We start from the raw sequence: 14,772 nt of genomic DNA, 5'->3' as shown, positions 1-14,772 counted from the left end.
TTTTGACTTATACTTAACGGAAACGTATTGGCCGGGGCCCTTTGTTCTCCGGCGAGACACCCTAAAGTTACGTCCTCGCCAGAGTTTGTCTTTTTTGCTATACTAAAGTATGGCTTTGAACGCGGCGGATATTCAGGAAAAACTACTCAAAATCGCTGAATCCATAAGGGAATCAGGGCCTTTTAAGGGCCTAAAGTCTTTCTTTGGAAATCTGCTCAAGAAAATACCCGAGAACAGGCGGGTTCCTGTTCTGGCTGCCGGAGGGGGCTGCGTCCTTCTTGTCATCTGCCTTGTCGTCGTTGCCGCTTCGGGAAACCGCAGAGGGCGAAGCAGGGTAGGGGAAAGCGTCCCGGCTGTTTCAGGCCCCCGTATTCCGGCGGAGGATCTCTTCTATCCTGCGGAGCCTGACTTTCTCCCCGGCCTGCTTCTTGAACGGGAGCCGCGCCAGGGCTGGACAGCCGATGATGCCGCGCCCTTTTGGAGAGATCCGGCCGGGTCCGCGGAACTTTCAGCGCAGCTTCCTGCGGATTTTTGGCGTGAAAAGATGAGCGAGACTATCGACAAGCTTATGGAGAGTGTTCCGTGAGGATTACAAAACGTGCCGCGATAATGTTGCTTGGGCTGCTTTTTTTGGCCGCCGCCTGCAAGAGCGCCCCTGCGCCCGATGATGCAGGACCTGAAATCTTGACTCCCCTGACCGTTCCTGATGCGGGGGACACTGTGCTTGAAGATGCAAATGCCCCGCCCCTTGAAATACCAGAGCTGACCGGGGCGCTTCCCGAGGTTCCCGAAATTACCGCTGACCTTCCCGAAGAGTTTTTGCAGGAAGGGGATGGCGGGGATGCTGCGGCTCTTGAAGAACCTCCTTCCCTGGATTTGCCGGAGACCGCTGTGCCTCCGCCTTCGCCTAATGACAATGCTCCTGCCATAGCGGCATTGCCCGATGTTCCAGCCCCCGCTATTCAGGAAACCGCGGCCGTGCCTCCGGTTCTGCCTCGGCAGGAACCCCCTGTGCCTAAACCGGCGGAGCCGCCCAAGGCACCGCCTCCTGGGACCTCCGCCGAGTCCAAAGGACGAGGTTCCCCTCCGGAGCCGCCTTCTTTCCTTAGAATACCTGAGCCTGTAACGCCTCCTCCGGTACGGGAAGTTATGCCCATAACGCCGCTGCCCGAACTTCCTGCCCGTACCCCGCCTGCGGCTGTGGATGAGAATGTGGTTTTTTCCCGGACTGTCAGGGCCACAGTGGGCCAGCTTGTGGAGATTCCCTTCAGGGGGACAGGCTGGGTCTACCTCGGCGAGCTTGGTTCGCGTCGGGGATTAAGCTATGATTCCCGCAGGCTTGACCAAGAGGGGCAGAGTTTTATTTTCCGGGCAGAAGCTGTTGGCACTTATGCGCTTAAATTTTACAAGCAGGATTTTATCCGCGATTATATATTGAACGATTATGTGCAGGTGATAGTAGGCGAAGCTCCCGACAGCTCAGGCATAGGCTGGTTCAATCCGCCAATTGATCGGGGCAGGGTAGTGGCGGAACCCCGATGGCCTACTATTGAAAGCGGGCCTACCGGAACTGCACCCGCATTACCGGAAACTCCTGTGGCCGAAACGCCCCAGGCTGTTCCTCAAACACAGCAGCCAGCGGTTCAGACACCCCCGGCTGCTGCCGTTCCCTCGCCGCTTGCGGCACCTGCACAGCCGCCCGCGCCAACCCGCCCAGTGGTAAGCGACGACGGCATAGCGCCGGTTCCCCAGGCGACTGCTTCGGGAAGCCCTGCGCAGAGTCTGCCTCCTGATTCAAGCCCTGCGGATTATGTGACCCGGGCCAAGCAGGAATACGATGCGGGCAGGGTAGGTTCCGCCCTTTCAGTTTTGGATCAGCTTAGACAGCAGTATACATCTCTGACCGATGAAGCCCTCTGGCTTTATGGTCAGCTCCTTGAGGCCAATAGCCCCGGCAGGGATATAAGGCTGGCTCTGGAATATTACCGCAGGCTTATACGCGAATACCCCCAGAGCCCAAGGGTGCCTGAAGCCCAGCAGAGGATTTCGTATCTGGAGCGTTATTACTTTAATTTACGGTGAAGTATTTTAAATCATAAGCCTTTCAGCATGATGATACGCTTTAATCCGCAGTTCTTTTACCGATTCATCTTTAAGATAATCGTCAAAGGGCATCATGCGATCTATTAAGCCGCCGGGTATTATTTCGATTATCCTGTTGGCAATGGAATTGATAAATTCGTGATCATGCGAATTAAACAGCAGCACTCCGGGAAAAGCGGTAAGGCCTTCGTTCAGGGCAGTAATGGCTTCGAGGTCAAGATGATTCGTTGGCTCGTCCATAATGAGCACGTTTGCACCCGAGAGCATCATCTTTGAAAGCATGCAGCGCACTTTTTCTCCCCCTGAAAGCACATTTACGGGCTTTAAGGCTTCGTCCCCGGAAAAGAGCATGCGGCCGAGGAAGCTGCGCACATAGGTCTCGTCCTGGTCGGGCGAATACTGGGCCAGCCATTCGGTGATGGACATAGTGGAATTAAAAAAGCGGCTGTTTTCTTTGGGTACGTATGAGAAGCTCGTGGTCTGGCCCCAATAGTAATCGCCCGATTCAGCTTTGGCAGTATCAGTAATAATGTCAAACACTGCAGATTTTGCGGCGTGTTCAATACCCACAAAGGCGATTTTGTCGGTTTTATTCACTATAAGGGAAAAATCCTGAAGCACCCTGCTGCCTTCAAAACTGTAATTGAGTTTTTCGATTCTGAGCACGTTATTGCCGATTTCCCTATCGGGCTTAAAACCAACATAAGGGAATTTGCGGCTTGTTATTTTTATATTGTCCAGATCAAGTTTTTCCAAAACTTTTTTACGGCTTGTAGCCTGACGGCTCTTGCTGGCGTTGCTGGCAAAACGCTGAATAAACTCCCGCAGATCCTTTGCCTTGTCTTCATTCTTTTTTTGCAGATCCCTGGCCTGCCTCTGGAGCATCTGGCTCATCTGGTACCAGAAATCGTAGTTTCCCGAATAAAGCGAAATCCTGCCGAAGTCAATATCGCAGGTGTGGGTGCATACGGAGTTGAGAAAGTGGCGGTCGTGGGATACCACAATTACGGTGTTGGGGAAGTCGATGAGAAAATCCTCAAGCCATGAGATGGATTCAAGGTCAAGGCCGTTGGTGGGTTCATCCAAAAGGAGTATGTCGGGGTTTCCGAAAAGAGCCTGGGCCAGAAGCACCCGCACCTTGCGGCTTTCGTCCAGTTCAGACATGAGCCGCGTATGATCTGCCTCGTCAATGCCCAGGCCTGAGAGAAGCTGGCCTGCCTGGGCCTCGGCTTCCCATCCGCCCAGATCCGCAAAGTCGCCTTCAAGCTCGCTGGCCCTCATGCCGTCGGCTTCGGTAAAGTCTTCCTTTGCGTAAATGGCTTCGCGCTCTTTCTGCACCGAATAGAGTTTGGGATAACCCATGATTACGGTTTCAAGCACAGGGAATTCTTCAAAGGCAAAGTGATCCTGCTTGAGCACCGCAACGCGCTGGCCTGTTGAAACGGATATTTCGCCCTTGTCGTGTTCAATCTCGCCGGAAAGAATATTCAGGAACGTCGATTTCCCGGCGCCGTTGGCGCCTATGATGCCGTAGCAGTTGCCGGGGGTGAATTTCAGGTTTACGTCTTTGAAAAGGGTGCGCTCGCCAAAGGCGAGACTTACGTCAGTAACAGTGATCACTTATATAGCTCCATCTTTACGGAAAGTTTTAGTTTTTCTTTTTGAAGATGCCAAAAATTTTTGACAGTATCCCTTTCTTTTGGCTTGGTTCCGGGCTTGCCTGCTGAGGCGGATTGGCCTGAGTCCCCCGTGGAGCTTCTTTATGATTTTCCCGTGGAGCTTTGCCGGTATTGCTGCGCTGATTCCCGGCCCTGGGCTGGGCCGCTTGCTGCTGCCCGCCGCCTGGCCGTGCCTTGCCTCTTTGCTGGTTTCCGGATTTGGGCTGGCCTTGCTTCCTGCCTTTGCCCTGATCATATTTATTCTTGTAGAAAGCCATGCGCTCGTCAAAGGAGAGCTTGGAAATATCTTCGCCGCCTTGCGCTGCTTGTGCCGGGCTTCCGCCTTGAGCAGCAGGCGCCTTCTGGTTGTCGCGCCTCTCGCGCGGTGCGTGGGGGGGATATTCCCGCCGGCCTTCGGTTGAGCCGCCCGGAAGATGTTCAGCCGGACGGTGTTCGCCGCTTTTATGCTCACCTGGGCGGCGTTCTCCATTGCGGGGCCTTTCGTGTTCCCTGCCTGACTGGCGGCCCTCGGGCTTTCTGCCGTCGCGGCGTCCGTCCCTGCGTCCCTTGTCTCTGCCACCGCCCCGGTCTTCATAGAAATCAGCATGAATGCGCACACCTTCGCTTTTGTCTTCGGCGTACAATTCTTCCACTGCGGTTTCGGAAGGGATCTTCTTGCCTATGTATTTTTCTATGGAAGGAAGTTCGTAAATGTCCTGCTCGCTGGCGAAGGTGATGGCCTTGCCGGTCTTGCCTGCCCTGGCTGTGCGGCCAATCCGGTGGACGTAATTTTCGGATTCATTGGGCAGATCGTAATTCACCACCAATGAGAGGTCCTCGATGTCGAGGCCCCTGGCTGCTACATCAGTAGCCACGAGAAAACGCAATTTTCCTGCTTTTATGTCGTCAATAATCTTCAGGCGCTTTGCCTGGGGGAGATCGCCCATGATGAATTCGCAATCATATCCGTTTAGCTTCATGCGCTTCGCGACAATCTCGGTGTAGCGCTTTGTGTTGCAAAAAATGATGGCGCTTTCGGGCCGTTCGCGCTGCATGATCCCCATAAGGAGGCGCATTTTGTTTTCCGAAGGGACATGGTAGAGGACCTGTTCGACTTCTTCTACAGTGACAGTCTCCGGGGCGATTTCAATTTCGAAGGGAGTTTTTGTGTATTCCCAGGCCAGGTTCTTTACCCAGGCATTGAGGGTGGCGCTGAAGAGCATGGTCTGGCGCCGGTCGGCAGGGGGCACCACCTTGATGAGCTTTCGCAGATCAGGGTAAAAGCCCATGTCGAACATGCGGTCGGCTTCGTCGATCACGAGGAAGGCAATGTCCATGAGGTTCATCTGGCCCGACTGGTTCAGATCCAGCACGCGCCCCGGGGTGCCCACGAGGATCTGGGCGCCGTCCCGCAGGGCCTGCTGCTGCTGGGCATAGCCCACGCCGCCGTAGAAGCTCCCGATTTTGAAGGGGAGGTATTTTCCAATAACCTTGGCCTCTTCTTCAACCTGCACAGCAAGCTCCCTGGTGGGAACCATGATGATCGCTTTTTTCCCGTTGATGACGGATTCAGAAAGGAGCCGCTGAAAGATGACGATTAAAAATGCGGCGGTTTTTCCTGTCCCTGTCTGGGACTGTACATAAAGGTCCTGGCCGTTGAAGGCATTGGCGAGAACCTGTTCCTGAACGGGCATGCAGGTGATGTATCCTGCCTCATTGATGCCCTTTTGCAGTTCAGGGTGCAATTGTAGTTCGGTAAATTCCATATAGTGTATCATTTATACCCTTTTTCTCGCTAAATGAATAGGGCAGAGCTGTCAAAAATGGGATTATATGCTATTATAAAGCATGGATCTCAAGTTGAATCGTCTCCCGGCAATCCGCCTCGTTCTCCTCCTTTTGCTTTGCGGAATCGCTTTGGGATCAGGAAAAGCCGAGGCCCAGCAGGCAAAACCCGGTGCGGACAGGGCGAAAGTGTGGATTATCCCCGTTCAGGGGGATATCGGGCCTTCCCTGACTGCTTTTGTGCGCCGGGAAGCCCGGAAAGCCCTTTCCCAGGGCGCAGAATACCTTGTTTTTGAGATTGATACTTTTGGCGGCCGGGTCGATTCGGCATTGCAGATAACTTCTTTCATCATGTCCGTCAAGAATGCCAAAACCGTGGCATGGGTTCACAACAGCGAGGCTTCCATGGGTGTAAGCTGGTCGGCTGGCGCCCTTATTGCCCTCTCGTGCGCTGAAATCTATATGGCCCCCGGAACCTCCATGGGCGCTGCAGCCCCGGTTACTGTAGGCGCAGGCGGAACCACCGAAGCCACAGGCGAAAAAACCGTGGCGGCAGTGCGTTCCCAGATGGCTGCCCTTGCGGAGCGAAACGGCCACCCCACAGGCATTGCCCTGGCCATGGTTGACCTGGATGTGGAGCTTTGGGAAGTTCTGGTTGACGGCGAGCCCAAAGCCCTTACTCTTAATGACGTTGAACGTTTGGAAAAAGACGGGGCTTCTAAAGTTGAAAGGCTCCAGATCATTTCCGCGCCCGGCAAGCTTCTCTCCCTCACCGCAGGGGAAGCCCTGCGCTACGGTCTGGCTTCGGGCCTCGCGGAGAACCGCGAAATCCTCCTCGCAAGCCTTGGTGTCCAGGGCAGTGTTACCGAGGGCAAGCCCGGCGCAGCGGACGGCCTTGTCTCCCTCCTGACTTCAGGCCCTGTACAGGTAATACTGATACTGTTAGGGCTGGTGATGATCTTCCTCGAAATCAACACCCCCGGCTTTGGCGTCCCCGGAGTGACAGCCATCATCGCCTTTTTGCTGGTTTTTGGTTCGGGCGCGCTCCTGGGCAGGGTCGGTTCACTGGAAATCATCCTTTTCATCATAGGGATTGCCCTTCTGGCAATAGAAATTTTTGTGACTCCCGGCTTTGGCTTTATGGGCATTTCGGGCATTATCCTCATAGGTCTTTCCCTTGTATTCTCCATGCAGGATTTTGTGATTCCCCGCTTTGAATGGGAATGGACCCTCCTTGGCCGCAACGCCCTGGTGGTTTTTGTGGGCCTTATCGCCGCTGTTTGCGGCATCGCTGCAATAGCCCTCTTTGGGCCCAAAACAAAGCTCTTCGACCGCCTCATGCTGAAAACAGCCATCACTGCCACCGCAGGCCAGGATGAATCGCCTACAAGCCTCAATTACGAAACCCTCATAGGCAAGATAGGCATAGCTTCCACTACATTGCGCCCTTCAGGCTTTGTGGAGATAGACGGCGAAGTTTTCGATGCCGATGCCAACGGCGCATTCATTGACCAAGGCCGGGGCGTCAAGGTTACCCAAGTCCGGGGCAACCGTGTTATAGTGCGGTTAGTGTAATTTATTTCTAAGGAGTATATATGCCGCTTTATGTTCTTTTCGCAGTGATTGGCCTTGTGGCCCTGGGTTTCCTGATCCTGTTCTTCCGTTTTTTTGGGCTTTGGTTCAGGGCCCTGCTTTCCGGCGCTTATGTCGGCATGGGCCAGCTTATCGGCATGTGGCTCAGGCATGTGAATCCCGGAGTCATCGTGGATTCCCGCATCATGCTTTCCAAGGCCGGTATAGACGTGGCCCCGAATCTGCTGGAAACCCACTTCCTTGCCAGGGGCGATGTGCTCAAGGTGAGCCGGGCTCTGGTGGCTGCCAACAAGGCTGATATACCCCTGCCTTTCCAAAGGGCAGCGGCCATCGACCTTGCAGGCCGCGATGTGCTCGAGGCAGTGCGGACTTCGGTCAACCCCAAAGTCATCGACTGCCCTGACCCGGCCAAGGGCAAGCACACCATCGATGCGGTTGCCAAGGACGGCATTCAGCTCCAGGTTAAGGCCCGGGTTACGGTTCGCGCGAACATTGCACGCCTTGTCGGTGGCGCCACCGAAGAAACCATTATCGCCAGGGTGGGCGAAGGTATTGTTACGACTATCGGCTCTTCCGAATCCTACAAGACCGTGCTTGAAAATCCCGATACCATTTCCAGAACAGTATCGGAAAAAGGCCTTGATGCCGGAACCGCCTTCGAGATTCTTTCCATTGATATTGCCGACATCGACGTAGGCGCCAACATAGGCGCAAAACTCCAGGCCGATCAAGCCGAGGCCGACATGAGGCGTTTCCAGGCAGAAGCTGAAAAACGCCGCGCCGCAGCCCAGGCCCTGGAACAGGAAATGCTTGCCAAGGTGCAGGAGAACCGTGCCAAGGTCGTTCTTGCCGAAGCTGAAATCCCCCTGGCCATTGCCGAAGCTTTCAGGAACGGCCACCTCGGCGTGATGGATTACTACCGCCTCAAAAACGTCCAGGCCGATACCGACATGAGGTCCTCCATAGGCGGCGCAGGTTCCCAAAGCAATGCTTCTTCCGGAAGCGGATCGGGCCCCAAGTAAGGCGGGAAGACAGCTGTGTTCGACTTTATTACCGACAACATTTTTATCCTGATTCCTGTTGCCATCTTCGTAGGCATACGCATCCTCGAAGCCCGGAGGAAGCAGCAGGAAGCAGCCAATCCCAAGCCGCCCCCTGTTCAAATTGAGGAGGAGCCTCCCCCTCCGGTTAAAAAGAAGAAGCCCCGTAAGGCTGCCGCGCCCAAGGCCGCTGTTCCGGGTTTGGCCGCCTCTAGCGCCCCAGCCTCGCCTGCCCCCGATTTCCAAAGGCCGGGGGTTTATCGGACTGAGCCTCTCGGGAAGCCCTTCCCCGAGAACCTCGATTACCTCCCACCTCTCCAGCGGGCCTTGATCCTCTCCGAGATATTTGGGCCGCCCAAGGGCCTGGATTGAACCGATATGCAGCCTATTGATCATTTTAATTCGCGGCTTGCAAAGTCCGAGTCATCTGTTCGGTCCGGTCAGGGCCTGGGGAAGAAAGATGCTGATTTTCTTGAAGGGGAATTTGTTTCGCTTATTGCGCCTATTCTTGGGAAAGGTGAAGCGGGAGATCTTTTTCGGCGTACTCTTGAGCGATGCCAGGGTTCTTCTCTGGTGAAAATTGGGGCTGTTGCGGCTTTTTTGCTTGGCGAAAAGGGTGATGATTCTGTTTTGGACGCGGGGGATTGGGAGGATATCAAGGAAACCCTGGAAGACCTCGCGGGGGAGATGGATCTTGATACCCTTACTACGCTGATGGGGGAACTGCTGGTCAGGGGGAAGATATAGATGGAGGGGGCGAAGAAGTAAGGAGAAAAATAATGAATTCTCCCTTTAAAGCATCACAAGTTTGGCGGTTTAGATTTAAAGTCGAATATTTCAGCGAATTGCAAAGGTAAGACGTTGGTTTCAATATATCGTCCGGTAAGTAGTATAGCCAACTCACCCGAAAGTAAATAGGCGTTTGACCCGGTAATATACAAATCATCAATGTGGTCAAAGGTTGCTTCCGATGCAAGGAGAATGTTCAGGTGTACATTATAGATCGTCAGAAAGTTCTGGACTTTTTCATTGATGATGTGATCCCATTTTGAGTAATCGCTTATGTAACCGAATTTTCTTAGGGTCAGTAGGCATTTTTCATTCCTCAATTTTATTCAAAAATTTTAAGTATGCTTTCATACGCCATATCGATTCGCGTTTGATTCAGTATTCACTTAAAGAAGGCACCTGGGAAAATTAAGCATTTCAAACATTAAGTGATTAATGTTGGCGATTTTTCAATCGTATAATCCACTATCTTTTAATGAGAGGTCGTTTTTTATCAGTTCATAGATGATTCTGGTAAAGGCGGTCATGTTTCACCTGGGCGAATGGTTTTTGGAAGCGGTCGGCCTTCATAAAAATGGGCTGCGCCTTTATTGTAAAATTCCTTACGCTCTTCACGGGTTGCATCTTTTAGCACCTCATAATGCCAGTCGCGGATTTTGCGAATGTCCTCTACCGTAAAGGTATTGCCGATATTGGGTTTGGGAATGTTATTTATCATTGTTGTCCTCCTCTACTAACGATTTAGGCGGGTATATGTCGATTATTTTATATCCCTCGTTAAAACATACGGTCCTGACGCCCTTTGACGTTTTAGGATTTACTATGTGTCTAAAATTAAGTGATACGATAATATCACACTTTGCGGTAACCGCCGCCGCAATATGCTGGCAGTCGTCAAGGCTATGCTTCGATAAAACCTGGGCAGTAACTAATTTGTCTGCGAAATCAAGAATTTCATCAGTTTCGTCTATCCTGGTGTAGTTAATACCTCTCCGCTATTTCCTTGTACGCTTCTTTTATCGCCATGAAAGCCCGTGCCGCGGTTTCCCTGTGCTCTTCATCCAGGGCCTGAAGGGCATCGGGGTGGAATTGTGTCGCAAGCTTGCGGTAATGGGATTTAACCTCTCCCAGGGGAGTGTCGGGGGGAAGGTCCAGGATCTTCCAGGGATCAGGAGAACTTGGCTGTTTCGCACCGGGCCTGCGCTTAAAATGAGGATCCAATATTGAGCATATTTCCCCTGCAAGGGTTTGGGCTTTTTCGCATGAGGCCAGACGAAAAAGGAAAGTGCCCAATTCGGGGAGATCTTCACGGTTTTTGCGGCGGGCGGCGAGGCTCTCGGCCAGGAGATCGGGGTTGAGGCTTTCCCGCTTTGACCATGCAAGGCGGCAGAAATGCTCGACAAGGGGGAAATCGGCTAAAGGGAAAGATGCTTTCGCAAGCCTCACAGCCTGTTCAATCTCGGCCTCGCCGTTGCCTGATTTATCAAGACTTTCTTCCAGTATAAGCATTGCCAAGGCGCAGTAGGCAGCAAGCCCCGGCTCGCCTTCGTAAAAGCCCGGCCTGCCGGGGTTTTCATAATAGCCCAGGGCCGCCTTGTCGCTGTGGAGTTGGCCCAGGAGCTCATGGACGAAGTAGCCCAAAACCGCGCCTATGATGAAGCCTGCCACGCCGCCCATAAGGCCAATGAGCCCGCCGATTAAAGGACCTGCGGCTAATTTTAGCCAGGGAGGGCAGGAGCGGATGATTTTTCTGAGCCTGATTAAAACATCAGCCGTGTTGCGCCGCCAGTATGATGAGCGAAAGGATGAGGAGCACGAATGCGCCTATTGCAAAGCCCGCAATCGCCCCGGTGAGGCCCAGATTGATGACTGCCCAGATCCCTGCGTTGTTGAGGAAGCCTCCAAAGAAATGGACTGCACCGTTAAACACCAGGGGCAGGATGGCCATCATGGGGACAGCAAGGTAGCGGGGGCGCTTTAGGGCTCTGTAGCGCCAGCCTATTACAAGGATGAGCACTGCAAAGGGGAGGAAGAAAATTGGCTGGGCAAAGCGGCGTATCAGCTCCGCTTCGAAGACTTGGGGGATATAGCCAAAATTTCCTGTAATCCGGGAAGCTTCAAGCAGTTCATTGACCGGAAGGTTTTCGGTGCCCCTGCGTATATCCGAAAGAAGGAGGAAATCATCCCAGCTCAGGTTGAGGGTTAGGGCCGCGCCGTCCGGCGGGTTTTCTCCCAGGCCTTCCTTGGCCGGCTCCCAGCGTTTGGTTCCGTCTGTCCGGTCCAGGGCGCGGGCCAGCAGCGTTACCCGGGGGCCGGTGTCCAGGGTGAAGGGCAGTATCTTCACATAGGGGGCGTCCATGCGCCAGTCGGGCCTGCCGTCCCGGTCAAAGGCCAGGATCTCGGCTCCTATGCCGTAGGCCGAATCCGAAAAAGTCGAAAGCGACGATACCCGTATCACCACCCGCCCCATGCCTAGAGGCAGGGAGAAGATGGCGCCGGTGAGGGCCTCTCCCATGGCAAGATCCATTTCGTCAATAAAGAAGGCAACTGTCGTTGTCCCTTCTTCCGCCATGCCAAAATATTTTTCCGCATCAGGATCGGCAGGCGTAAGCGCAAGCAATTCAAGGAAGATGTAATACGCCCTGATCCAGTCTTTGGATTCCAGGGCTTTGTAGCCGCTCTGTTTAAGGCGGTAGATTTTGTATTCCTCGCTTTCACGGGAATTGGGCTCCAGGGAAGTGACCGCATTCCAGGCCTGGCTTGCAAGCCTTGCCGCGATAATGCCTTCAGCGCTCAGGGTCTTGGCATTCTCGGGGTCCGCAAGCCTCCCCGCCATGGAAGCGAGCCAATGGGCATCGTAGTAGCGTTCTTCCTTCAGGGCTGTTTCAGCCATAGCCAGGGCTTCGGTTACGCCCATGGGCCTTTGGTCCGGAAGGTTTGGCCAGACAGCAGTGCCCTCGGCCTTTTTTCCCGCAGAGAGCTTCTCCGTGGTTTCCGCAGGCTTCATCTGGGCCAGGCGGGCTTCTTCGGCGCGTATTGAAGATTCTATCCTCAATTTTTCGATTTCTTCACCCTGGGGCCAGATGCCTTCGCAGACCGATACAAACTGGGCCGCTTCAGCCCACTCGCCCAGAACAGCATGTTCCTGGGCCTGCGCTTTGGCCTGTTGGTAGAGCTGGCCCTGGTAGTTCAATTTGTTTTCGTAATCTTTTGCAGCAGGCAGGGCCAGGAAGGAGAGGAGCCCGTAGATGGCAGCGGCGGCAATTGCCATCCAAATTGACGATTGCAGGGATTGGAGGAATTTCGCCGAGAAGGGATTCAGCTTTTCCTGGGGGTGTATTCTTGTCCCAAATGGGATGACCAGGGCAGACAAGGCCAGGGCAGGAAAGAGGGTGATTATGTCCAGTGCGCCCCTCAATAAGCGCCAGTTCCTGGAAAAATAGGCCAGCGGGGCTGCTTCCCCAGGGTATATCAACCTGAAGCATAAAATTGCCAGGCTTGCAGCCAGGATATAGATGACAAAAATCCCCGGAGGGGAGAATACCTTTTCCTTGTTGAATTTAGGCATCTTCTGCCCCCCTTCCCCGGGCAAGATGAACCAGCAGGGTGTAGAGGATCACGAGAATGCCCAGGGCGCAGAAGGCCAGGGGGGTAATGAACGATGGGGGCAGCCTCTTTCCGATAAATGAAACAAGGAGGGTGTTTATTTCTTTGGCGCCGAGGAAGGTATCCAGGGCCAATACGCCCCTAAAGGCCAGGGCACCCAGGAACAGGTTCGCCAGGGGCCAGCTGCTTGCCTCAAGGAGGAAGCGGAGGCTCGCCAACAGGAAGACAAGGGCCCCTGCATAGATAGAGAAGGGGATGATACCCTCCCTGAAGGTATCGTCAAATTCCCGGGCAGTGAGGGTAAAATCGATGAGCATGCTCCGGATAAACCAGGGCGTTTCGTCCCTAAAAGGCATTGCAGGCAGGGCAAGGGCTGCATTGTTCGGCCCCATGGGGACTTCCTGGTAAAAAAGCTGCCGCCCAGGCAGGGAAACTACCCTTGGCCCCAGGGCGTTGCCGCTTTCCTTGAGAAGCACCATGGCGTTATTCTGCCGGGAGAGTATAAGGCCCGGCCTTCCCCGGACAGAGGCGCCTGACTTAAGGGCGAAGTTGAGGCCCTCAATCTGCCTTGTCCCCAGGGAAAAACCGAAGGTGAAGATGGCGGAAAGCACGATGATAGCGATTATGGAGAGGGGGATGGGCATTTTCCGCCTGGCTGTATAGCTTAAGGCAAGAAGTATGGTGATATAGAGGGCTGCGGGCAAAGCCCTGCCCAGGGCAGTGACAAGATTTGCAGACTGCTCCACATCTACGGAGACCATCCTGGCTGCATCAATCCAGAGGGCAAGGAAATACAGCAGCGCAAAGCACAGGAAGGCAATGACAAAGGAGACACTGAAAAAAAGCGCCAGTTTGGCCAGATTTTTCATCTTTTTCCTATTATAAAGATTATCATGGGAAGCGCTGCCTTGCAAGGCGGGGAATTATTAACAAGTTATCCACATTGAAAACTTGACCGCAATGCAGGGTATGTATAGAATTTTGAATGCTTTTAAAGCACCGGGAAGCTAATTCAAGGAATTATCCTATATAATTCTTTATATTATAAGTAATTAGCTGATTTCAGGGAAGCCTCTGCTATATAGGAAAAACGCTTATGTATGAAATCTTATACATCCGGGATTTTTTCCCCTGGTTACTAACAGTTATCCACAGGTCATCCACTATCACCGCTGCACTCTCCCGGAAGCGTTCCCCCCTGCCAGGGCTTCGACCTCCTGGACAGATGCCAGGTTGAAATCGTGCTCGATGGAATGCTTGAGGCAGGAGGCAGCAACTGCGAAATTTATCGCCTTCTGGCTATCGAAATTTTTAAGCAGGCTGTAGATAAGGGCTGCCCCAAAACTATCGCCACCACCTACCCGATCGACAATATGGACCGGGTAGGCGGGGGAGAAGAAAGCCTGGCCCCCATCGTAGAGCATGCCTGACCAGTTATTGTCGCTGGCAGAAATGCTGCCCCTCAGGGTAATGGCGGTTTTCTTAAAGCCGAATTTTTCCGTGAGCTGCCGGGCCACGGAAATATAGCCTTCCCGGTCCAGCGCCCCCTTGCTGATATCCGACTTTTCGGACCTGATGCCGAACACATCGGCGGCATCTTCCTCGTTGGCAATGCAGAGGTCCACATAGGGCATAAGGCCGCCCATAACCTTGCCCGCAGTTTCGCTGGTCCAGAGTTTTTTCCGGTAATTGAGATCGCAGCTTACTATAACGCCAAGCTCCCGGGCAGCCTTCACCGCATCAAGGCTGGCCTGCGCAGCATTGGCCGAAAGCGCCGGCGTTATGCCGGTAAAATGGAACCATGCGGCGCCTTTAAGAATTTCCTGCCACTTGAATTCTTCCGGCTTTGCCAATGCTATGGCCGAATTGGCCCTGTCGTAGATCACCTTGGATGCCCGCTGGGAAGCGCCCTTCTCGACAAAATATGCCCCCAGCCTGTCCCCGCCGCGTATGATATTCCTGGTGTCTACCCCATAGCGCCTAAGCTCGTTGACCGCGCACTGCCCGATTTCATGCGCCGGCACTTTACTTGCAAAGGATGCCTCCATGCCGAACTGGGCCAGGCTGGCTGCTACATTCGCCTCGCCCCCGGCATAGCTGGCTTCAAACTTTCCGGCCTGGGTAAAACGCAGATACCCCTCAGGGTTGAGCCTCAGCATTATTTCGCCGAATGTGATGATCCGTTCCATTTAATTGGC

At 53.7% G+C, this 14,772-nt stretch carries 14 protein-coding genes; 6 read left to right on the top strand and 8 right to left on the bottom strand.

The features are described 5' to 3' along the window. Window positions 1-109 precede the first annotated feature (109 nt). A complete protein-coding gene (locus TREAZ_RS17570) occupies window positions 110-586 on the top strand; it encodes a hypothetical protein (protein WP_015712843.1) in 477 nt (158 codons plus the stop codon). Next, the gene (locus TREAZ_RS15505) at window positions 583-2,082 is read left to right on the top strand and encodes a tetratricopeptide repeat protein (protein ID WP_043923152.1); all 1,500 of its coding nucleotides are present in this window, start codon (window positions 583-585) and stop codon (window positions 2,080-2,082) included. Before TREAZ_RS17570 ends, TREAZ_RS15505 begins: the two co-directional genes overlap by 4 nt. A gap of 6 nt (window positions 2,083-2,088) precedes the next feature. Here TREAZ_RS15505 and TREAZ_RS15500 read toward each other — a convergent pair whose 3' ends face one another. Next, the gene (locus TREAZ_RS15500; protein ID WP_015712841.1) at window positions 2,089-3,723 is read right to left on the bottom strand and encodes an ABC-F family ATP-binding cassette domain-containing protein; all 1,635 of its coding nucleotides are present in this window, start codon (window positions 3,721-3,723) and stop codon (window positions 2,089-2,091) included. Window positions 3,724-3,751: 28 nt separating this feature from the next. Beyond that, a complete protein-coding gene (locus TREAZ_RS15495) occupies window positions 3,752-5,539 on the bottom strand; it encodes a DEAD/DEAH box helicase (protein WP_015712840.1) in 1,788 nt (595 codons plus the stop codon). Window positions 5,540-5,609: 70 nt separating this feature from the next. Between TREAZ_RS15495 and TREAZ_RS15490 the strand changes: the two genes are divergently transcribed. The 4 genes from TREAZ_RS15490 to TREAZ_RS15475 are packed head-to-tail and all read left to right on the top strand — an operon-like array spanning window position 5,610 to window position 8,926. Further along, window positions 5,610-7,121 carry an NfeD family protein gene (locus tag TREAZ_RS15490; protein ID WP_083820325.1) on the top strand — a complete coding sequence of 504 codons (1,512 nt, stop codon included), beginning with the start codon at window positions 5,610-5,612 and terminating at the stop codon, window positions 7,119-7,121. 20 nt (window positions 7,122-7,141) lie between these two features. Beyond that, entirely contained in the window at window positions 7,142-8,161 is a 1,020-nt protein-coding gene (gene floA, locus TREAZ_RS15485) for a flotillin-like protein FloA (RefSeq protein ID WP_015712838.1), read from the top strand. Between the two features lie 15 nt (window positions 8,162-8,176). Beyond that, a complete protein-coding gene (locus TREAZ_RS15480) occupies window positions 8,177-8,551 on the top strand; it encodes a hypothetical protein (RefSeq protein ID WP_015712837.1) in 375 nt (124 codons plus the stop codon). Window positions 8,552-8,557: 6 nt separating this feature from the next. After that, window positions 8,558-8,926, top strand: coding sequence for a hypothetical protein (locus tag TREAZ_RS15475; RefSeq protein WP_015712836.1), 369 nt, complete (start codon window positions 8,558-8,560; stop codon window positions 8,924-8,926). 53 nt (window positions 8,927-8,979) lie between these two features. On the opposite strand, the gene TREAZ_RS18125 is transcribed toward TREAZ_RS15475, so the two are convergent. The 6 genes from TREAZ_RS18125 to TREAZ_RS15445 form a co-directional block, all read right to left on the bottom strand. Next, window positions 8,980-9,120, bottom strand: a complete 141-nt coding sequence (locus TREAZ_RS18125) for an AAA family ATPase (protein WP_280990972.1) — start codon at window positions 9,118-9,120, stop codon at window positions 8,980-8,982. A gap of 371 nt (window positions 9,121-9,491) precedes the next feature. Then, the gene (locus TREAZ_RS15465; protein WP_015712835.1) at window positions 9,492-9,686 is read right to left on the bottom strand and encodes a hypothetical protein; all 195 of its coding nucleotides are present in this window, start codon (window positions 9,684-9,686) and stop codon (window positions 9,492-9,494) included. 263 nt (window positions 9,687-9,949) lie between these two features. Next, window positions 9,950-10,645, bottom strand: coding sequence for a J domain-containing protein (locus tag TREAZ_RS15460; RefSeq protein WP_015712834.1), 696 nt, complete (start codon window positions 10,643-10,645; stop codon window positions 9,950-9,952). A 91-nt stretch (window positions 10,646-10,736) separates the two neighbouring features. Next, complete coding sequence (locus tag TREAZ_RS15455) at window positions 10,737-12,536, bottom strand: LptF/LptG permease family protein (protein ID WP_015712833.1); 1,800 nt, start codon at window positions 12,534-12,536, stop codon at window positions 10,737-10,739. Next, window positions 12,529-13,443 carry a hypothetical protein gene (locus TREAZ_RS15450; protein ID WP_015712832.1) on the bottom strand — a complete coding sequence of 305 codons (915 nt, stop codon included), beginning with the start codon at window positions 13,441-13,443 and terminating at the stop codon, window positions 12,529-12,531. The genes TREAZ_RS15455 and TREAZ_RS15450 overlap by 8 nt, the downstream gene beginning before the upstream one ends. Before the next feature lie 297 nt (window positions 13,444-13,740). Then, window positions 13,741-14,763, bottom strand: a complete 1,023-nt coding sequence (locus TREAZ_RS15445; protein ID WP_015712831.1) for a sugar kinase — start codon at window positions 14,761-14,763, stop codon at window positions 13,741-13,743. Between the last annotated feature and the right edge of the window lie 9 nt (window positions 14,764-14,772).

Origin of the sequence: Leadbettera azotonutricia ZAS-9 (genome assembly GCF_000214355.1) — a bacterium.
In the GTDB taxonomy this organism is placed as follows: Bacteria; Spirochaetota; Spirochaetia; order Treponematales; family Breznakiellaceae; genus Leadbettera; species Leadbettera azotonutricia.
Note: the sequence above shows the minus strand (reverse complement) of the source record. Positions and strands in the feature narration are given on the sequence as shown.